This window comes from Pseudomonas sp. LBUM1653, assembly GCF_059716115.1.
Window position 1 is genome coordinate 309,868 of sequence record NZ_CP166803.1, and the last position, 18,867, is coordinate 328,734.

The 18,867-nt window shown below is 59.2% G+C and carries 15 protein-coding genes and 1 tRNA gene; 8 read left to right on the forward strand and 8 right to left on the reverse strand.

The window, feature by feature from the left end:
* Positions 1-92 precede the first annotated feature (92 nt).
* A complete protein-coding gene (locus ACA054_RS01475; RefSeq protein WP_497687880.1) occupies positions 93-1,472 on the forward strand; it encodes an APC family permease in 1,380 nt (459 codons plus the stop codon).
* A gap of 925 nt (positions 1,473-2,397) precedes the next feature.
* Here ACA054_RS01475 and ACA054_RS01480 read toward each other — a convergent pair.
* The 5 genes from ACA054_RS01480 to ACA054_RS01500 all read right to left on the reverse strand — a co-directional run bounded on the left by ACA054_RS01480 (position 2,398) and on the right by ACA054_RS01500 (position 9,095).
* Positions 2,398-5,031, reverse strand: a complete 2,634-nt coding sequence (locus tag ACA054_RS01480; RefSeq protein ID WP_497687881.1) for a beta strand repeat-containing protein — start codon at positions 5,029-5,031, stop codon at positions 2,398-2,400.
* Between the two features lie 326 nt (positions 5,032-5,357).
* Positions 5,358-5,433 (reverse strand) — tRNA-Phe (locus tag ACA054_RS01485).
* A 103-nt stretch (positions 5,434-5,536) separates the two neighbouring features.
* A complete protein-coding gene (locus ACA054_RS01490; protein WP_007897448.1) occupies positions 5,537-5,809 on the reverse strand; it encodes an oxidative damage protection protein in 273 nt (90 codons plus the stop codon).
* Positions 5,806-6,873 carry an A/G-specific adenine glycosylase gene (gene mutY, locus ACA054_RS01495; RefSeq protein ID WP_497687882.1) on the reverse strand — a complete coding sequence of 356 codons (1,068 nt, stop codon included), beginning with the start codon at positions 6,871-6,873 and terminating at the stop codon, positions 5,806-5,808. The genes ACA054_RS01490 and mutY overlap by 4 nt, the downstream gene beginning before the upstream one ends.
* Positions 6,870-9,095 carry an AsmA family protein gene (locus tag ACA054_RS01500; protein ID WP_497687883.1) on the reverse strand — a complete coding sequence of 742 codons (2,226 nt, stop codon included), beginning with the start codon at positions 9,093-9,095 and terminating at the stop codon, positions 6,870-6,872. The genes mutY and ACA054_RS01500 overlap by 4 nt, the downstream gene beginning before the upstream one ends.
* Before the next feature lie 367 nt (positions 9,096-9,462).
* On the opposite strand from ACA054_RS01500, the gene ACA054_RS01505 reads away from it, so the two are divergent.
* The 7 genes from ACA054_RS01505 (at position 9,463) to ACA054_RS01535 (ending at position 15,305) form a co-directional block, all read left to right on the forward strand.
* On the forward strand, positions 9,463-11,127 hold the full coding sequence (locus ACA054_RS01505) for an OFA family MFS transporter (protein WP_497687884.1): 1,665 nt from the start codon (positions 9,463-9,465) through the stop codon (positions 11,125-11,127).
* A gap of 292 nt (positions 11,128-11,419) precedes the next feature.
* The gene (hisB, locus tag ACA054_RS01510; protein ID WP_497687885.1) at positions 11,420-12,016 is read left to right on the forward strand and encodes an imidazoleglycerol-phosphate dehydratase HisB; all 597 of its coding nucleotides are present in this window, start codon (positions 11,420-11,422) and stop codon (positions 12,014-12,016) included.
* Positions 12,016-12,654, forward strand: coding sequence for an imidazole glycerol phosphate synthase subunit HisH (hisH, locus tag ACA054_RS01515; protein ID WP_020795738.1), 639 nt, complete (start codon positions 12,016-12,018; stop codon positions 12,652-12,654). The genes hisB and hisH overlap by 1 nt, the downstream gene beginning before the upstream one ends.
* Positions 12,655-12,912, forward strand: a complete 258-nt coding sequence (locus ACA054_RS01520) for a DUF2164 domain-containing protein (RefSeq protein ID WP_007989200.1) — start codon at positions 12,655-12,657, stop codon at positions 12,910-12,912.
* A gap of 41 nt (positions 12,913-12,953) precedes the next feature.
* A complete protein-coding gene (gene hisA, locus ACA054_RS01525; RefSeq protein WP_007972753.1) occupies positions 12,954-13,691 on the forward strand; it encodes a 1-(5-phosphoribosyl)-5-[(5-phosphoribosylamino)methylideneamino]imidazole-4-carboxamide isomerase in 738 nt (245 codons plus the stop codon).
* Positions 13,692-13,700: 9 nt separating this feature from the next.
* Positions 13,701-14,471 (forward strand): imidazole glycerol phosphate synthase subunit HisF, encoded by a 771-nt coding sequence (gene hisF / locus ACA054_RS01530; RefSeq protein WP_007897430.1) that lies wholly within the window; start codon positions 13,701-13,703, stop codon positions 14,469-14,471.
* Positions 14,472-14,549: 78 nt separating this feature from the next.
* A complete protein-coding gene (locus ACA054_RS01535; RefSeq protein ID WP_497687886.1) occupies positions 14,550-15,305 on the forward strand; it encodes a substrate-binding periplasmic protein in 756 nt (251 codons plus the stop codon).
* On the opposite strand, the gene ACA054_RS01540 is transcribed toward ACA054_RS01535, so the two are convergent.
* From ACA054_RS01540 to ACA054_RS01550, 3 genes are all read right to left on the reverse strand, one after another.
* Entirely contained in the window at positions 15,286-16,629 is a 1,344-nt protein-coding gene (locus ACA054_RS01540; RefSeq protein ID WP_497687887.1) for a Vps62-related protein, read from the reverse strand. The genes ACA054_RS01535 and ACA054_RS01540 overlap by 20 nt on opposite strands.
* Positions 16,630-16,744: 115 nt before the next feature.
* A complete protein-coding gene (locus ACA054_RS01545; RefSeq protein WP_497687888.1) occupies positions 16,745-17,512 on the reverse strand; it encodes a divergent polysaccharide deacetylase family protein in 768 nt (255 codons plus the stop codon).
* A gap of 1 nt (position 17,513) precedes the next feature.
* Positions 17,514-18,833, reverse strand: a complete 1,320-nt coding sequence (locus tag ACA054_RS01550; protein ID WP_497687889.1) for a S41 family peptidase — start codon at positions 18,831-18,833, stop codon at positions 17,514-17,516.
* Between the last annotated feature and the right edge of the window lie 34 nt (positions 18,834-18,867).

Below are 18,867 nucleotides of genomic sequence, written 5' to 3' on the forward strand. Positions count from 1 at the left end.
TTGGGCAGCCCACCCTTCAGCAGATCATTCACTAACGGTATCCGTTCTTCGGATACCGCAGCGTCCTGCATTCAAATTTTCAGGAGTCAGCAATGAATACAATAACAAGCGTGGCCGATACTCCTTCCCATCATTCCCCGTCGGAATCGGATTCGCCTGGCAGGTTTCGACAATCCCTAGGGCTTACCGCCCTGGTCCTCTTCGGCCTGGCGTACATGGTGCCGCTGGCGGTGTTCACCACCTATGGCCTGGTGACCCAGATGACCAAGGGCCACCTGCCTACCGCCTACCTGCTGACCCTCGCCGCCATGCTGCTGACCGCCTACAGCTACGGACGCATGGTGCAGGCGCATCCGTATTCGGGATCGGTGTACTCCTATACGCGAAAGGCTTTCGGTAGCTACTTTGGCTTCATGGCCGGCTGGACCTTGTTGCTGGACTATATCTTCCTGCCGCTGCTCAGTTATCTACTGATCGGCATCTACATGTCCGAATACTTCCCCGCGGTTCCCGCTGCGGTGTGGGTGATCGGCTCCATTGCCCTGGTGACCTTCCTCAACCTGATCGGCATCGAATCCATCACCCGGGTCAACTTGTTACTCGTTGTTGTCCAGCTGGTCTTCATCGTCGTGTTCGTTGCGTTGTCGATCCACAACCTGGGGGATCAGTCTGAGCCGGTTTCGCTGCTCGCACCCTTCCACCATGAGGGCTTCAGCGTCCCACTGATCATGACCGGCGCAGCGGTCCTGTGCCTGTCTTTTCTCGGCTTCGACGCCGTGTCGACCATGGCCGAGGAGACACCCAACCCGCGGCGTCTCATCCCCCTCGCTATCATGGTGGTGAGCCTGTGCGGTGGCCTGCTGTTTGTCGGCGTTTCGTATTTCGCCCAAATGGTCTATCCGCAATGGAACACCTTTGCCGACCCGGACTCGGCGTCGCTGGACGTCATGCGCCGTGTGGGTGGTGAACTGCTGGTGACTGCCTTTACCGCCACCTATGTGGCCGGATGTTTTGCCTCGGCGATGGTCTCCCAGGCCAGCGTCTCCCGGGTGCTATTCGCCATGGGCCGGGATGGCGCGCTGCCCCGGGTGTTCGGCAGGCTGGTCTCGAAGAAGCGGGTGCCGGCCACCGCGATCATGCTGGTCAGCCTGTTCTCGCTGATTGCCCTGTTCATCACCCTGGATACCGTTGCCAACATGATCAGCTTCGGCGCGCTCTTCGCGTTCTCGGCGGTGAATCTGGCGGTCATCAAGCATTACCTGGTCGACCAGAAGCTGCGCGGTCTGCGCAATTGCCTGATCTACGGCCTGGTGCCGGCCCTGGGGTTCCTCAGCACCATTTGGCTGTGGACCAGCTTGTCCAGCATGTCGTTCATGATTGGGCTGTGCTGGATGGGGTTAGGGCTCGTTTGTTTGCTGGGTGTTACGCGGGGTTTCCGAGTGAAGCTGCCGGAGTTGCAGATGGCGGAGTGAGCGAACCATAGGAAGTAAAAAAACCGCACCAGGCGTAATGCTGTTCACTTTAGGTTGGGGGGGGCAGGTGGATATTTGGATTGGGTGTATATCCGTTGCTGCGGTAACGGCGACTTATGGTTCCGCTCTTACAGCGGGTCACTTTGAGAAGCGCAAAGTAACCAAACGCTCTTGCCCCTGGCGTTCGGTGCCTCGCTAATGCTCGGCATGCCCTCGCTCCGGTCCTGCTCCGTGGGCCCGCCGCGATGGGCCATCCTTGGCCCAGCGCGGGTAACCCGGCATCCATGCCGGTTTGCCCACTGCGCAGAACCTCCACTCGGCCTCTCGATGTGGCAAGAAAATCAAAAGCCAAAGCAAGGCGAGGCGAGGCGGCCTTAAAGCCGACCTGATTACTGGCTGATCCGCGATCTCTTGTGGGAGCGAGCTTGCTCGCGAAAAACGTCCGGACAACGCGTTCATCCAGACAGGGCGCGTTATCGTTGACGTCCATCGCGAGCAAGCTCGCTCCACAGGGAAACGTGTTCACTTGAAATCAGGTCGGCTATCAGGCCGCCTCGCTTTGGCTTTAGATTTGGGCGCCCCGTTAAACCACGATGGCCCATCGCGGCGACCCACGGAGCAATGCCGGAGTGAGGGCATGCCGAGCCACAGCGAGGCACCGAGTGGTGGGGCAAAGCCTTTTGGTTCCTTTTTGGCGTTTGAAAAAGGGACTCGCCGTAAGGGCGAAACCCTAAGTGGCCGTTACCGCAGCAACGGATATCCCCCCAATCCAGTTCTTACATTTTAACCCCATGCCTAAGTGAACAGCATTGCGCACCAGGCGGGTTTTTTGTGTGCTTTCAGGTGTGCTTGGCATCACCTGAAAACGAAAGGTGGTGCCCAGAGACGGAATCGGACCGCCGACACGGGGATTTTCCACCCTCTATCAGGCAATCAGGTCGACAGTTTGCAAATTGCTCACCCCCAGCAACTGAATTTCGAACTCAGCGACGGTGTCAGCGTCAGTGCTGCCGTAGAGAATGCCACCGGCGAACCGTACCTGCCCTGTGGCATTGCTGCTGAAAGCGCTGGAGCCGATGAAACTGAACGCATCGTTGGCTGCCGTCGCCAGGTTAGCGTCCAGGGTCGACAGGTCGACCTTGTCACCTTCGCTGGCCTTGAAATCGCCGATGACATCGCGCAGGGCGGCACCCAGACCCATTTCATTCAAGGCATTGAAGTCGAATTTGTCGGCCCCGGCGCCACCATAAAGTTTGTCCAGGCCCGTGCCACCGATCAGCAGGTCGTTGCCGGCTCCGGAGGTGAGCATATCGTTGCCGGCACCGCCGCTGAGGGTGTTGGCAAGCGCATTACCAGTCAGCTTGTCGTTGTAATTTCCCCCTTTGAGGTTTTCGAAGTTCAACAGGGTGTCTGAGCCAGAACCACCGGTGGCTTGCGCGGTGGTCAGCCCCAGGTTGGCCGTCACCGCAGCAGTGGCAAAGGCATAGGAGAGGGTATCGATACCGGTACCACCATCGAGGATGTTGTTACCGGCCCCGGCGTTGATGATGTTGTTGAGGCTATTACCGGTGCCATTGGCAGCGCCGGTCGCCAGCAGGTGCAGGTTCTCTACGTTGCTGCCAAGGGTATAGGCCCCGAGGTAGCTATAAACGGTATCGGTGCCACCTGTGCTGGCGACCGCATTGGTTTCACTGACGACATCGCCAGCGTTGTCGACATAATAGAAGTCGGAACCTTCGCCGCCGTTCAGGCGGTCGGCACCGGCCGCGCCGTTGAGGATGTCGTTGCCCAGGCCACCGTTGAGGGTGTTGGCGGCTGCATTGCCGGTCAGTTTGTCGTGATAGTTGCTGCCTGTGAGGTTTTCGAAGTTCAACAGGGTGTCTGAGCCAGAACCACCGGTGGCTTGCACGGTGGTCAGCCCCAGGTTGGCCGTCACCGCCGCAGTGGCAAAGGCATAGGACAAGGTATCGACGCCGGCGCCACCATTGAGGATGTTGTTGCCGGTCCCAGCATCGATGACGTTGTTTAGGCTGTTCCCGGTGCCGTTGGCAGCGCCGGTCGCCAACAGGCGCAGATTCTCCACATTGTCACCCAGGGTGTAGGCGCCGAGGTAGCTATAGACGCTATCGGTGCCGCCGGTGCTGGCCGTGGCATTGATTTCGCTGACGATATCGCTGGCATTGTCGACGTAGTAGAGGTCGGAGCCATCGCCGCCGATCAGGCGGTCGGCCCCGGCGGCGCCATTGAGCGAGTCATTGCCAGCACCGCCGTTCAAATGATCGTTGGCGTGGCCACCTGTAAGCGTGTCGTTGTCCGCGCCGCCGTCGATGATCACGCTGCCGGCGCTGGTCCAGGTCAGGATGTTGGCCAAGGCATCGCCTGTCAGGCTGGAAACCTTGTTGCCGTTCGCGTCAAAGCGCTGGGTATAAACGTCGACTTGCCCATTCACTCCATTCGACTCCCAGGCAACCACATAGCCGCCATCGGCCAATGTAGTCACCTGGGCGAACGATTGATTGCCGGTGGTGATGGTGTTGATGCGGGTTTCGGAACCCACCTTGACGCCGCTGGCATTGAAGAGTTGGGAGAAGACGCCATTTACATCACCGGTGCCTTGGCCGGCCCAGGTCACCAGATAACCGCCATCCGTCATGGCGGTGACGTTAGGCTCTTCCTGATTGCCTGCGATGGTGGTATTCACCAGGGTTTCTGCACCCACTTTTACGCCTGCGGCATTGAAAAGCTGGGCGTAGATGTTGCCAGGAGCATCGGTTTCGTCGTCGCCATCGCCGTCGTCGGGAGCCGATTGCCAGGTGACGACATAGTTACCGCTACTCAGAACCTTGACGACGGGGTCAGTCTGATCTTCGCCAACCCTGGTATTGATGCGAATTTCTCCGCCCGATTTGCTGCCGTCGGCCTTGAACCGCTGACCGAAGATGCCGGATGTATCGCCTTTTCCGTTGCCCTCCCAAACCACCATCATGCCGCCATCGGCAAGGCCGGTGACAGTAGGGCCATCCTGGTCAAACTGAGTGGTGGTAGAGACGCGGGTTTCTACACCTACCTTTGCCCCACTGGCGTTATAGCGCTGCAGGTAACCGCCCCAGCCGCTGCCGTCCTGGCCGAACGAAGCCCAGGACACCACAAAGCCGCCGTCATTAAGTGCGGTGATCTCCGCGCTGTCCTGCTCGCCGATTCTGGTCGTGTTGACGATAAACTCACTTCCAACCTTGACGCCTTTGGCGTTGTAGACCTGGGCGGCAATGTCCGACATATCGTCGAAGGTGTCCGATTGCCAGGCGACCACATAGCCACCGTTGGCCAATGCGGTAATGGTGGGATCTTCCTGTGCGCTGCTCGTAACTTTGTTGACGAGGGCCGGCCCGCCTACCTTCACGCCACTGGCGTTATAGCGCTGGGTGTAGATGTAATCGGTGGCGCTTGTTCCCTGATCGCTCCACGCCACGATGTAACCACCATCTTTCAAGGCCGTGAGGGAGGGCTCGGAATGATAGCCAGTCGTAGGGTTGACGCGGATTTCGCCCAGGGTAGGCATCGCAAATTCCTTTTATGCAAAGAGAAAACTGGAGTGACTGGCAGTTTATAGCGCAAAATGATGGTGTCAAACTGACATCGCTCAGGCGATCAAGTCGGTGGCTCCAAGCTGCTTGCTACTGCCGCTGGCGAACCGTAGTTGTCCGGTCGCATGGCTGGCGAATGCGCTCAACCCGATGAAACTGAAGTTAGCGTTGATGGCGGTGTTCGGTGGGGAGTTAAAGCACGGTGGAAAGTGGCTTGGTCCAGAAATGGTCCAGCGGCCATTAAATCGTAGGCAATAAAAAACCCCAAGGACACATTGTTCCTTGGGGTTTTTCGGTATTTTGGTGCCCAGAGACGGAATCGAACCGCCGACACGGGGATTTTCAATCCCCTGCTCTACCGACTGAGCTATCTGGGCAACGGGGCGCATTAAACTGGTTTTTCAGGGGGTCGTCAAGAAAGTTTTCAAAAAAAATTTAATTATTACCGTCGCTTACGATCCGACCCCCGATTTCACGGGTTTACTCGGCAGGCGGAACGTAGCCTTCGGCCTTGGCGTATTCCTCGCCGGAGAAGAACTTGTCCATCTCGCCCTGAAGATATTTACGGTCTTCGGCGTTCATCATGTTCAAGCGCTTTTCGTTGATCAGCAGGGTCTGGTGTTTTTGCCAGTCGGCCCAGGCCTTGGCCGAGACGTGGTCAAAAATGTCCTGGCCTTTGGCACCCGGGAATGGAGCGCGCTCCAGGGCGGGCAATTCTTCTTTGTACTTGCGGCACATGATGGTGCGGGTCATGACGACTCTCCTGCGTTCAATACGGCGGCCGCGCGTTCGAGCAAGGTCTTGACCGGGGCGGCAAGGCCCAGGCGCGGCGGGGTGGCGAGGTTATACCAGAGCCAGTCGGCCTCGGCCACGTGATGGCCGGCCTCCTGGACCTGGACCAGCCAGGGTTCGATGGATAATTGGAAATGACTGAAGGTGTGGACCAGGCTCGGCAGTGCCTGCTGGTCGCCCAGCTCCAGCGAGTGCTGCGAGGCGAGGTGTTGCAGGTCGTCGAGGTCATCGAGTTCCGGCAAGCTCCATAAACCGCCCCACAGGCCCGTGGAAGGGCGGCGGTAAAGCAGGATCGCACCTTCAGCATTGGCGAGCATCGGCATCAGCGTGCGTTTCTGCGGGATGGCTTTGCGTGGCTTGGGAATCGGGTAGCGGGTTTCCAGGCCGAGCATGTGCGCTTCACAGCCCTTTTCCAGGGGGCAGAGCAGGCAGCTCGGCTTGCTGCGAGTGCAGAGCGTGGCGCCCAGGTCCATCATCGCCTGGGTGTAGGCGTTGACCCGATCGTGCGGCGTAAATCGCTCAGCGTTCGCCCAGAGCTGTTTGGCGACCTTCGGCTCGCCTGGGTAGCCCTCTTGTGCGGTAAAGCGCGCCAGCACGCGTTTGACGTTGCCGTCGAGGATTGGCGCGCGCAGGCCCATGCTGATACTGGCGATCGCGCCGGCGGTGGACAGGCCGATGCCGGGCAGGTCGGTGAGTTTTTCCACGTCCCGGGGAAATTCACCGCCGTACTGCTCGACGACGATCTTCGCGGTCTTCTGCAGATTGCGCGCGCGGGTGTAATACCCCAGGCCCGTCCACAGGTGCAGCACTTCGTCCTCGGGTGCCGCGGCCAGGGCTTCGACCGTCGGCAGCGAAGCCATGAACCGGTCGAAGTAATTCAGCACGGTGCTGACCTGGGTTTGCTGCAACATGATTTCCGAAACCCACACCCGATACGGGGTGATGCCCTGTTGCCAGGGCAAATCGTGACGGCCGTGGCGGTCGAACCAGTCCAGTACCGCCGATGAAAACTGCTCGGCTCTCATCGCTTGAACAGCCCCTTGAGTGCGTCCTTGAGTTCCGGGCTGACCTTGTCGCCCAGTTTCTCGTCGATTTTTTCGCTGATGCGCTCGCCCGCCATTTTGCTCGCGACCTGACCCATGCGTTCGTTGTCCAGGCGGCAGGCCTTGGCGCCGAGCTCCAGCGGGCCGCGGCAACGCAACGGCCACTGGATGCCGACAAATTTCTCGCCCACCTGGCAGGCCGGATCCGGCATGTCACTCTTGTCGCCTTCGACAATGATGCCCACGCGGTAATCCATGCCCAGGACCCGCAGGTCGACATCGCCGTCGCCGTTGACGGTCATGCCCGGGATGCGCACTTTCAGGTCAGGGTTGCTCGCGACACCGTTTCGAAAAGTCAGGTTGCCCTTGAGCTCCTGGAACGGTGTGTCCTTGCCCCGCGGCTCGCCGCTGAGGGCCTTGCGGTTGAGCGTGGCGATGCCTTTGCACAACTGTTGTTCGAGGTTGGCATTGAGCAGCACGCCATTGTTGATGACGAAACTGGCGTTGCCGTTAAGGGTTTCGATCAGTGCTTTCTGGCTGTTGCCGCTACCGGTGAGGGTGCTGTTGAGCGTTACCAGGCCTTTGACCGGTGGTTCCTTGCCCTGGCTTTCGAGGATTTTTTCCGCTGGCACCCGGCTGATCTGCGTCTGCATATTCAACACCGGTGCCTGCTGGCGTACATCGAGGGTGCCTTTGGCTTCGAAGTTGCCCTCGTACAGGTCACCGCGCAGGCTCGTCAGCGTCAACAATCCGCCCTGGCCGTTAGCCTTGAGTACAGCGTTGTGGATCGGCAGTTTTTCCAGGGTCAACTGGCCGAAGGTCAGATCGGCGTCTACATCCAGCTTGTTCAGGCGTTCCACCGGCAGCAGGCGTTCGTTGCTCCACGCCTCTTTGGTCGGCGATTGCGGCAGCGGTGTGCTGCCGGCCCCGGCCATGGCATCGGCTTCGGTGCTGGCGACTTCGGCCTGACGCACTTGCTTGACGCTGCTGGCCTCAGCCGACTTCGGCGCCAGGTAACGGTCGACGTTGAAGGTGTCAGCCTTGAGGGTTGCGCGCAGAGACTGCTTGGCAAAGTCCTCGACGGCGATGCGACCACTGAAGGTGCTGTCGTCGACTTTCAGGTTGATGTCATCCAGTGTGAGACTGGAAGGCGTGCCGGCCAGGCGCGTGGCCAGTTCGACCTTGCTCAGGCTGCCTTCGGCCATCGCCGGGAGTTTCTGGCCGATGCTGTCGACGAATTTCGCCAGATCGAACTGGGCAATCGACAGGCCTCCGTTGACCTGCGGGGTCTTGTCGAGGTCATTGACCTTCAGCTCACCCAGCGCTCGCAGTTGGTTGGCGGAGATCTTGATCCCGGTCCATTCGGCGACGTTGGCAGCCTTGTCCAGCAGCAACTGCCCTTGGGCGGCGAAGGTCATGGTCTTGCCTTGCAGCGGATCGCCGGCGACTTCACCGGACAGCTTCATGTCTTCCAGCTTGTAGCGCTGCAACGCGCGTTCGAAACGCAATTCGCCGCTGAGCTCGGTGCGCACCCGCAGAACCGGCTGGTTGGTGCCCAGGAATGCGGTGAGTTTGACCGGGATATTGGTGGAGTCGTGCACGGGGCCGGTACTGAGCTGGATGCTTTCGGCGCTGAATTGCTTGCCGGTTTTTTCGTCGCTGTATTCAACGCGGGCGTTGTTGACGGTCAGGCTGTCGATGTCCAGGCGAATTGGCTGGGCCGGTTTTTCCGCCTGGGCGGTGGTTGGCGGCTCAGGTTCGCTGGTGGAATCGGCAGGCGTGGCCGTGGTTGCAGGCTTGGGCACCTTGCCGATGTCTTCCCAGTTGCCGTGGCCATCCTTGTCGCGGTTAAGACGCAGGTTCAGGCCTTCGACGCGCACATCGCTCATCTGCACCTCACGGCGCAGCAACGGCAGCACGCGGACCGACAGGCCGAGCATCTGCAGGTCGGCGAACGGCTCGGCGGGCTTGGCCAGGGTGGCGACCGCCGCATCGTGCAGTTCCAGGCCCAGCCACGGGAACAGGCTCCAGCCGATATCGCCATTGAGCGTCAGCTCGATGTGGGCCTTGTCGCGGGCTATCTGGCGTATCTCGTTTTTGTAGTCGTTGGGATCGAAGAGGTGGGTCAGGGCGAAGCCCAACGCCACTACGATCAGCAACAGCCCGAGAAGTACCAGACCCAGGATTTTGCCGAACGCTTTCATGGGCGAGTCCTTGTAGTTAGTCGAATTCGAAATTTAGCCGGGGAGTATAGCGCTCCGCGGCGAGCGACCGGGCAGATCACAATGTGTATTCAGGATCAGTACCGAAGAAGAAGTTGTTCAGCAGTTCGACAATGAACGGAGGGGAGGTTCCTTCGGTGGTACGAAAACAGACAACTTCGAAAACGTGATGTCAGTTTGGTTTTTCGGTCATTGGCAAATGCTACCCTTCACCCGTTCGTCCGTCCGTCATGCGGCAATATGTCGCATAAAAACGAGCTTTTCCCTGAAAAAACAGTCATGTCTGCGTGCATTAAGGCTGAGGGTGAAGAGTGGCTGGCGAACCCTACTAACAATTGGGGGATAAACAATGACCACGAGCATCACGGCGGACGGCCTTCTAGCCGGCCAGCCCGCGTTCCTCTCCAAGGAACGCATTATCGCCAGGCCCGGTTTCAACCGATGGCTGGTACCACCGGCCGCGCTAGCCATCCATCTGTGCATCGGCATGGCCTACGGCTTCTCGGTGTTCTGGTTGCCGCTGTCCAAAGCGCTGGGTATCACCGCGCCAGTGGCTTGTGCGCCGGACATGAGCTTCATCGCTCAAGTTTTTTCATCGCAATGCGACTGGCCGATTTCGATGCTCGGCTGGATCTACACCCTGTTCTTCATCTTCCTGGGGTGCTCGGCAGCCATCTGGGGTGGCTGGCTGGAGCATGCCGGGCCACGCAAGGCCGGTGTCGTCTCGGCACTGTGCTGGTGCGGTGGTCTGCTGATTTCCGCGCTGGGGGTCTATACCCACCAGATCTGGCTGATGTGGATCGGCTCCGGGGTCATTGGCGGAATCGGCCTGGGTCTGGGCTACATCTCGCCGGTGTCGACCCTGATCAAGTGGTTCCCGGACAAACGCGGCATGGCGACCGGCATGGCGATCATGGGCTTCGGCGGGGGCGCGATGGTCGGTGCTCCACTGGCGGCGGCGTTGATGAGCCATTTTGCGTCGCCAACCAGTGTTGGCGTGTGGCAGAGCTTCCTGGTCATGGCCGCGATCTACTTCGTGTTCATGATCGGCGGCGCGCTGTCCTATCGTGTACCGCCTACCGGCTGGAAGCCTGAAGGCTGGACGGCACCTGCGAAAAAAGCCTCGAATGCGATGATCACCCACCGTCACGTGCACGTGAACGTGGCGTGGAAAACTCCACAATTCCGCCTGGTATGGCTGGTGCTGTGCCTGAACGTTTCGGCAGGTATCGGCATCCTCGGTATGGCATCGCCACTGTTGCAGGAAGTGTTTGCAGGCAAGTTGCTGGGCAATGACCTGACATTTGGTCAACTGGACGCCTCGCAACTGGCTTCGATTGCGGCGATTGCCGCCGGTTTCACCGGTTTGCTGAGTCTGTTCAACATCGGTGGCCGGTTCTTCTGGGCATCGTTCTCGGATTACCTGGGCCGTAAAAATACCTATTTCGTGTTCTTTGCCCTTGGCGTCGCGCTGTATGCATTGATCCCGAACCTCGGTCATTTGGGCAACATTGCGCTGTTCGTGGCGGCGTTCTGCATCATCCTGTCGATGTACGGCGGTGGTTTTGCGACGGTCCCCGCTTACCTGGCGGACCTGTTCGGCACGCAAATGGTTGGCGCGATTCACGGTCGCCTGCTGACGGCGTGGGCGGCGGCGGGCGTGTTGGGTCCGGTGCTGGTGAACTACCTGCGTGAGTATCAGCTGAGCATCGGCGTTGAACGGGCGGCGGCTTACGATATCACGCTGTATATCCTGGCGGGCCTGCTGGTGCTGGGTTTCATCTGCAACCTGTTGGTGCGTCCGGTAGCCGACAAGTACTTCATGACCGACGCCGAGCTGGCTGCCGAACAGGCGCTGGGCCATGACAAAGGCGCTGACAGCAGCACCGTGCTGGAGTGGAAAGCCGATGCCGGCACCAAGCCGTTGGCAGTGGCTGCCTGGCTGGTGGTGGGTATTCCGTTGGCGTGGGGGGTTTGGGTGACGTTACAAAAGACGGCGGTGTTGTTCCACTAAGAAGCTGAGGGTCTGGCCTGACATCTTCAGGTCAACACCCAACCCTGTGGGAGCGAGCCTGCTCGCGAATGCGGTCTGAAAGTCGACAGAGAGGTTGAATGTGCAACCCCTTTCGCGAGCAGGCTCGCTCCCACATTTGTTTTGTGGTGCCTGAAAATGGCTTGTATGGACATGTCTATCCCCGACGGTGTGGGATTCTGTCCGTCAGTGATATCACCTCCCGTGTTTCTGTTTCGCGCCCGCGCCCCTATAATGGTTGCCTTTTTCGCCCAATGATTTTGCGGAGCTGGTGATGGCCGAACGTATGGCGTCAGTCGAGCGCGACACTCTGGAAACCCAGATCAAAGCCTCGATTAACCTGGATGGCACCGGAAAGGCCCGATTTGATATCGGTGTCCCTTTTCTTGAGCACATGCTCGACCAGATCGCCCGTCACGGGCTGATCGACCTGGATATCGTCGGCAAGGGCGACCTGCACATCGACGACCACCACATGGTGGAAGACGTGGGTATCACCCTCGGTCAGGCATTTGCCAAGGCCATCGGCGACAAGAAAGGCATCCGTCGCTACGGCCATGCCTATGTCCCGTTGGACGAAGCGCTGTCCCGGGTGGTCATCGACTTCTCCGGCCGCCCAGGCCTGCAGATGCACGTGCCCTACACCCGCGCCAACGTGGGCCGCGGCTTTGACGTCGATCTTTTCCAGGAATTCTTCCAGGGCTTCGTCAACCACGCACTCGTCAGCCTGCACATCGACAACCTGCGCGGCACCAATACCCACCACCAGATCGAAACCGTGTTCAAGGCTTTCGGCCGCGCATTGCGCATGGCCGTAGAAGTCGATGATCGCATGGCCGGGCAAATGCCTTCGACCAAGGGCGTCCTGTAATGCAGACAGTCGCGGTTATCGATTACGGCATGGGCAACCTGCACTCGGTGGCCAAGGCCCTCGAGCACGTGGGTGCCGGCAAGGTCCTGATCACCAGCGATGCGAACGTGATTCGCGAAGCCGACCGGGTGGTTTTCCCCGGTGTTGGCGCGATCCGCGATTGCATGGCGGAGATCCGTCGACTTGGTTTCGATTCGCTGGTGCGTGAAGTCAGCCAGGATCGTCCATTCCTCGGCATCTGCGTGGGCATGCAAGCCTTGCTTGAGCACAGCGAAGAGAACGACGGCGTCGACTGCATCGGCCTGTTCCCGGGCCAGGTGAAGTTCTTCGGCAAGGATCTTGTCGAGGATGGCGAACACCTGAAAGTCCCGCACATGGGCTGGAACGAAGTGAAGCAGAAGGTGAGTCACCCGCTGTGGCACGATATTCCGGACATGGCGCGGTTCTATTTCGTGCACAGCTATTACATCGCCGCCGGCAATGCGCGGCAGGTGGTTGGTGGCGGTCACTACGGGGTCGATTTTGCCGCAGCGCTGGCCGAAGGCTCGCGTTTCGCCGTGCAGTTCCATCCGGAGAAAAGTCATACCCATGGCCTGCAGTTGCTGCAGAACTTCGCCGCGTGGGACGGTCGCTGGTAAATGGCCGTCAAGAAGAAGCCGCCGATCCTGACTCTCACTCCTGAGCAGGAAAGCGAGGCCAATCGCAAGATCAAGCGCTTTATGGAGGATCGCTTCGAACTGGACCTGGGTTCGTTCGAGGCGGCTGAGATTCTTGAGCTGTTTACCCGCGAAATTGCTCCGCACTATTACAACAGGGCGATTTTCGATGTGCAGGCGCACCTCAAGGAGAGGTTCGAAAGCATCGAAAGCGACCTGTGGGCGCTCGAGAAAAATTGATTTCCGAGCGAAGCTAACATTCGAATTTGAAGGTTTGCCAGATGCTGATTATTCCCGCTATCGATCTTAAAGACGGTGCCTGTGTTCGTCTGCGCCAGGGCCGCATGGAAGATTCCACGGTGTTCTCCGATGACCCGGTGAGCATGGCTGCCAAGTGGGTGGAGGGCGGTTGCCGTCGTCTGCATCTGGTCGACCTGAACGGCGCGTTCGAAGGCCAGCCGGTCAACGGCGAAGTGGTCACCGCGATTGCCAAGCGCTACCCGAACCTGCCGATCCAGATCGGCGGCGGCATCCGCTCTCTGGAAACCATCGAACACTACGTGAAAGCGGGTGTGAGCTACGTGATCATCGGCACCAAAGCCGTGAAAGATCCGGCCTTCGTTGCCGAAGCCTGCCGCGCATTCCCGGGCAAGGTGATCGTTGGCCTCGACGCCAAAGACGGCTTCGTCGCCACCGATGGCTGGGCTGAAATCAGCACCATTCAAGTGATTGACCTGGCCAAGCAGTTTGAAGCTGATGGCGTGTCCGCGATCGTTTATACCGATATCGCCAAAGACGGCATGATGCAGGGCTGCAACGTGCCGTTCACTGCCGCGCTGGCCGCTGCCACGAAGATTCCGGTAATCGCTTCCGGCGGCATCCACAACCTGGGTGACATCAAGACGCTGCTCGACGCCAAGGCGCCAGGCATCATCGGCGCGATTACCGGCCGCGCGATCTACGAAGGCACCCTCGACGTCGCTGAAGCGCAAGCTTTCTGCGATTCGTACAAAGGCTGAGGACTGACCATGGCGCTGGCCAAACGCATCATCCCTTGCCTGGACGTGGACAACGGCCGGGTCGTTAAAGGCGTGAAGTTCGAGAACATCCGCGATGCAGGCGACCCGGTGGAGATCGCCCGTCGCTATGACGAGCAGGGTGCCGACGAGATTACTTTCCTCGACATCACCGCCAGCGTCGACGGTCGCGATACCACGCTGCATACCGTCGAGCGCATGGCCAGCCAGGTGTTTATCCCGCTGACCGTGGGCGGTGGCGTACGCACCGTGCAGGACATTCGCAACCTGCTCAATGCCGGTGCGGACAAGGTCTCGATCAACACCGCGGCAGTGTTCAATCCGGAATTCGTTGGTGAAGCGGCGCAGCACTTCGGTTCGCAGTGCATCGTGGTTGCCATTGATGCGAAGAAGGTCTCCGGACCTGGCGAAACTCCGCGCTGGGAAATCTTCACCCACGGTGGTCGCAAGCCAACCGGCCTCGACGCTGTCGAATGGGCGAAGAAGATGGAAGGCCTGGGTGCCGGTGAAATCCTGCTGACCAGCATGGACCAGGACGGTATGAAAAATGGCTTCGACCTGGGCGTCACTCGCGCCATCAGCGATGCATTGGGCATTCCGGTGATCGCTTCCGGCGGTGTCGGCAACCTGCAGCACCTTGCCGACGGCATTCTCGAAGGTCACGCCAGTGCAGTGTTGGCGGCGAGTATTTTCCACTTCGGCGAATACACCGTGCAGGAGGCCAAGGCGTATATGGCCCACCGTGGAATTGTGATGCGCTGAACAAACCGTTGCAGGCCAGTGGACATCATGGCGGGCTCAGGGCACTCTTGAGTACGCCATGGATTTCGGTAGCCAGACATGTTTAAACGCATTCTTCTTGTCCTCGCCAGCGCTTCCCTGTTACTCATCAGCAGTGCACGCGCCGCAGACAGCTCTGCCACGGAACTGGTGTTGCTGACGGAAAACTTCCCGCCGTACAACATGGCCAAGAACGGCAAGAACTTCGCTCAGGACGAGAACATCAATGGCATCGCCGTGGACATCGTCCGCGAGATGTTCAAGCGCGCCGACATTACCTATAGCCTGACCCTGCGTTTCCCTTGGGAGCGTGTCTACAAACTCGCACTGGAAAACCCCGGTTATGGAGCATTCGTGATGGCGCGTTTGCCGGACCGCGAGCGGCTTTTCAAGTGGGTCGGGCCAATCGGTCCGGATGACTGGATCATGCTGGCCAAGGCTGACAGCAAGATTTCCCTCGAAACCCTGGAGGACGCCCGAAAGTACAGGATTGGTGCTTACAAGGGCGACGCCATTGCCATGACTTTGGCCAAGCAAGGCTTGAAGCCGATCGTGGTGCTGCGCGATCAGGATAATGCGAAGAAGCTGATCAATGGCCAGATTGACCTGTGGGCCACCGGCGACCCGGCCGGGCGCTATCTTGCGCGCCAGGACGGGGTAAACGGACTCAAGACCGTGTTGCGTTTCAACAGCGCCGAACTGTACCTGGCGCTGAACAAGGACGTGCCTGAGGCAACCGTCGCCAAGTTACAGGCAGCGCTGGATCAGATGCGCAAGGACGGTGTGGTCGACGAGATCATGAGTCGGTATTTGTAACCGTTGCTGAGTTTGCCGCCGGTGTACAGGTGACTGGGTCTTCACCCTCTTTTTCAGGCGGATATTCGGTCAAGTACAAGCTATCGATATCGGTGTAACAAATGTCGGTAGCTAATTGAGTACCGTCTTTACGCAGTAGCCGGTAGTCACTCTGTATCAGATAAACCGCTACGCTTTTAGTTCTTGGAACTTTACTGATGACTTCTACCGCAGGTGCGGCGCCCCAGGCGCTGGATGATGTGGCGGTGGGCATGAAGTTGTCGTTAAGTCTCGCCGAGAAGCTGATCGGGGACGACAGGAGTGCAGAAAGAGTCTGCAGGTTTGTCACGTTATACGGCCATTCTCTTTCGAACTTGATTGCGGTGAGGTCGGCGAATGCCTCCAGTGCCTCATCGCTCTGTACTCGGAGCGCTGTCCATCTGAAAATCCGGGCTTCAGTGCTTGTGTTATGGCCGTAACCGACGAACCTGTATTGGTCTGTTCTTTCCAGACGATAAGACGTTGAAGTGCGCAATTGTTGCAGGGGGCTCAAGTTTGGGTCTATTACCGTGAACCAGGGAAGTTCGGTAACTTGAGTGACCTTGGACGTTTCTTCCGCTGCAGGTCGTTCGGAGCCGGAGAGTGTTGGTGCCTCCGGAGGGGAATTGACCTGCAACGGGATCTGCATTCGCAATGAATAAGCCAAGCCTTGCGCATCAGGCTTTTTAAAGCTGTTGGTACCGACAAAGGTACCCGGGGAAAAATAGATCTCTCCCGCTGCTGCGCTGGGGGGGCTGATAGTCCAGGCGCTGAAATTCTGTTTGGCGCCACTGCGCCTGTCGCTCCAGGACATTCTGGAGATGGATGAGTCGATCACCAAATCTGCGCGGACGCAACGGACAGCGTTAAGCAATGGCTTGTCGCGGCCATTGGAGCAGACCATCCCCAGTGCCACATAGCCATTGGGAGGAATCGGGCGCCATACTGTAAGGTCCGCGTTGGCTCCTGAACCTGTATCTCTCCAGACTTTTTCATAGTCATCGGGCGGGATGAGCGCTTTGCCCTTGGAGGTATCTCCGAGCTGCGGATCACCTTCACAGACAACTGCCACTATGCAGTTTTCGTTGATGTTGTCGAATCCGGGAGCGGCGACATCCCCGAGTGGAAAAAAGCCTGGCAGCAAATCCGGTGCAGGGGCAGGGCGCCAAAAGCTTGCGGGCGCCGAATTTGAACCCCTGCTATCCCAGATTCGCTGAAACTCCGTCGTAAATTTGATTAGCAGATTGCCGAATTTTATCGATTCCATCTGCCTTGGAGTCGGCGTGTCCATTTCGTTGGTAGTCATAGCTATCCCTGATAGTTGAGAGGCGACTCGCGGAGCCGCGAGCAGTTGCAGTTCTCACTATCCGGAAATGGGTGGCTTGGCAGGCGGTAATTATTTATAGGCTGTAACTGGGTGTTTATCTGTAAATGCCGTCTTTGCCGTGAGCGCTCATGGCGCGATTGCCGCGCACGCTGATCATCATTTTGATGTCGATCCAGTCAATTCCCTGATCCTTGAGCTTGGGCAGTTCCCGCTCCAGAACTGCCAGCGTCTGCGGATAAGGATGCCCGATCATCACCGCAGAACCCTGCTTTCGCGCCAGGCTGATTGCTGTCTGAAGTTGCGTGAAGATGGCCTCTTCAGTGCGCTCGTCATCCAGGAATACATCCCGGGAAACACTTGCCAGCGCGGTCTTCTGGGCTTGCTGCGCGGCCACGGTCTGAGCGCTGGTGCGGCTGTCGACGAAGAACTTGTTGCGGCGCTGCAAATCCGCCATCAACCAGGCCATGGCGGCCGGTTGCGCGGTCATGCGACTGCCCATGTGGTTGTTGATGCCGGCGGTGTAAGGCACCCTTTTGAACGCAGCGTTCAATCGTTTCTCAAGCTCTTCGATGGGTAGGTCGGGGTGCCAGGCAAAGGGTCCGGTGGCTGGGTCCATGGGCATGTGCAGAATGACGATCTTGCCGGCGCGATGGGCTTCGCGGGCGAATTCGGTGGCGTGGGGGGTGTCGGGCATGATCGCTGCGGTCACCGGGCCAGGCAGGGACAGCACACGGCGATCCCGGGGCAGGCTCTGCCCCAAGTCATCGATGATCAGGCTGATATAGGCTTTTTGAGGGGCGGGCGCTGCGTGAACAACACCCGCCAGGCAACACAACAGCCCCAGGACTAACCGCAGAAGCATCTCAGCGGCCGGACGTGATGCTCAGCCCTTTGAGCAGGCTCAGGGCCTGGGCCAGTTGGTAATCGTCGTCCTGCGGCATCGGCTTGGCCTTGCCGCCGGAACTGCTTGGCTTGTCGGCGCCGCCATTGCCGTTGCCCAGGTGACCCTGCAGATCGGCTTCCTTGAAGTAGTCGCCGTCTTGCTCGTTGGTGATCTTGGCCTTGCGCACTTCGATGTCCGGGACGATGCCCTGAGCCTGGATTGAGCGGCCGTTCGGCGTGTAGTACAGCGCCGTGGTGATCTTCAGGGCGCGTTCGTTGTTCAGCGGCAGCACGGTTTGCACCGAACCTTTGCCGAAACTGGTAGTGCCCATGACCACCGCGCGTTTCTGATCCTGCAAGGCGCCGGCGACGATTTCCGAGGCCGAGGCGCTGCCGCCGTTGATCAGCGTGACCATTGGCACGGCTTCGCTTTCGTCCTTGCCGGTGGCAGAGAAACGCAATTCGGAGTTGGCGATGCGGCCCTTGGTGTAGACGATCAGGCCCTTGGTGATGAAGTGGTCGACTACTTCTACAGCCGCTTGCAGCACGCCGCCCGGGTTGTTGCGCAGGTCAAGGATGATGCCGTTGAGTTTCTTGCCGTTGTCTTTGCGCAGCTTGGCCAGGGCCTTGGACACTTCTTCGCCGGTCTTGACCTGGAACTGGGTAATGCGGATGTAGCCGTAGCCGGACTCCAGCAGCTGGCTCTTCACGCTCTTCACTTGAATGATGGCGCGGGCCAGGGTCACATCGAACGGCGTACCGCCGTCACGTACCAGGGTCAGGGTGATTTTCTGGCCGATCTTGCCGCGCATCTTGTCCACGGCTTCGGTCATGCTCTGGCCGCGGGTGGGTTGGCCGTTGATCTTGACGATGAAATCGCCCGCCTGGATGCCAGCCTTGGAGGCCGGTGTGTCATCGATCGGCGACACCACTTTGATGAAGCCGTCCTCGGCGCCGACCTCGATGCCCAAGCCGCCGAATTCGCCGCTGGTGCTTTCCTGCAGTTCAGCGAAGTCTTCAGGTCCCAGGTAGGCGGAGTGCGGGTCAAGGTTGCTGAGCATGCCCTTGATCGCGTTTTCCAGCAGGGTCTTGTCGTCTACCGGTTCGACATACGCGGCCTTGATCCTATCCATGACCTCGGCAAAGGTGCGCAACTCTTCCAGCGGCAGTGGCGCCCTGGTGGTCGCAGCAGTGCCCGCCGGTGCGACCGCCGGGGCCGGTTGAGCGGCAAACGCCAGAGGCGCGCCGATCACCAGGGCGATCGCCAGGGCCAGCGAGGTAAGGCGGGACAAATGCAGCATGTCGAACGAACTCCTAATATAGGTGACTCAGCGC

Excerpts from the sequence above, each read along its gene's own strand:
- ACA054_RS01475 (WP_497687880.1), top strand. The coding sequence starts at position 93 with ATGAATACAATAACAAGCGTGGCCGATACTCCTTCCCATCATTCCCCG.
- ACA054_RS01480 (WP_497687881.1), bottom strand. The coding sequence starts at position 5,031 with ATGCCTACCCTGGGCGAAATCCGCGTCAACCCTACGACTGGCTATCAT.
- ACA054_RS01490 (WP_007897448.1), bottom strand. The coding sequence starts at position 5,809 with ATGACCCGCACCATCATGTGCCGCAAGTACAAAGAAGAATTGCCCGCC.
- mutY (WP_497687882.1), bottom strand. The coding sequence starts at position 6,873 with ATGAGAGCCGAGCAGTTTTCATCGGCGGTACTGGACTGGTTCGACCGC.
- ACA054_RS01500 (WP_497687883.1), bottom strand. The coding sequence starts at position 9,095 with ATGAAAGCGTTCGGCAAAATCCTGGGTCTGGTACTTCTCGGGCTGTTG.
- ACA054_RS01505 (WP_497687884.1), top strand. The coding sequence starts at position 9,463 with ATGACCACGAGCATCACGGCGGACGGCCTTCTAGCCGGCCAGCCCGCG.
- hisB (WP_497687885.1), top strand. The coding sequence starts at position 11,420 with ATGGCCGAACGTATGGCGTCAGTCGAGCGCGACACTCTGGAAACCCAG.
- hisH (WP_020795738.1), top strand. The coding sequence starts at position 12,016 with ATGCAGACAGTCGCGGTTATCGATTACGGCATGGGCAACCTGCACTCG.
- ACA054_RS01520 (WP_007989200.1), top strand. The coding sequence starts at position 12,655 with ATGGCCGTCAAGAAGAAGCCGCCGATCCTGACTCTCACTCCTGAGCAG.
- hisA (WP_007972753.1), top strand. The coding sequence starts at position 12,954 with ATGCTGATTATTCCCGCTATCGATCTTAAAGACGGTGCCTGTGTTCGT.
- hisF (WP_007897430.1), top strand. The coding sequence starts at position 13,701 with ATGGCGCTGGCCAAACGCATCATCCCTTGCCTGGACGTGGACAACGGC.
- ACA054_RS01535 (WP_497687886.1), top strand. The coding sequence starts at position 14,550 with ATGTTTAAACGCATTCTTCTTGTCCTCGCCAGCGCTTCCCTGTTACTC.
- ACA054_RS01540 (WP_497687887.1), bottom strand. The coding sequence starts at position 16,629 with ATGACTACCAACGAAATGGACACGCCGACTCCAAGGCAGATGGAATCG.
- ACA054_RS01545 (WP_497687888.1), bottom strand. The coding sequence starts at position 17,512 with ATGCTTCTGCGGTTAGTCCTGGGGCTGTTGTGTTGCCTGGCGGGTGTT.
- ACA054_RS01550 (WP_497687889.1), bottom strand. The coding sequence starts at position 18,833 with ATGCTGCATTTGTCCCGCCTTACCTCGCTGGCCCTGGCGATCGCCCTG.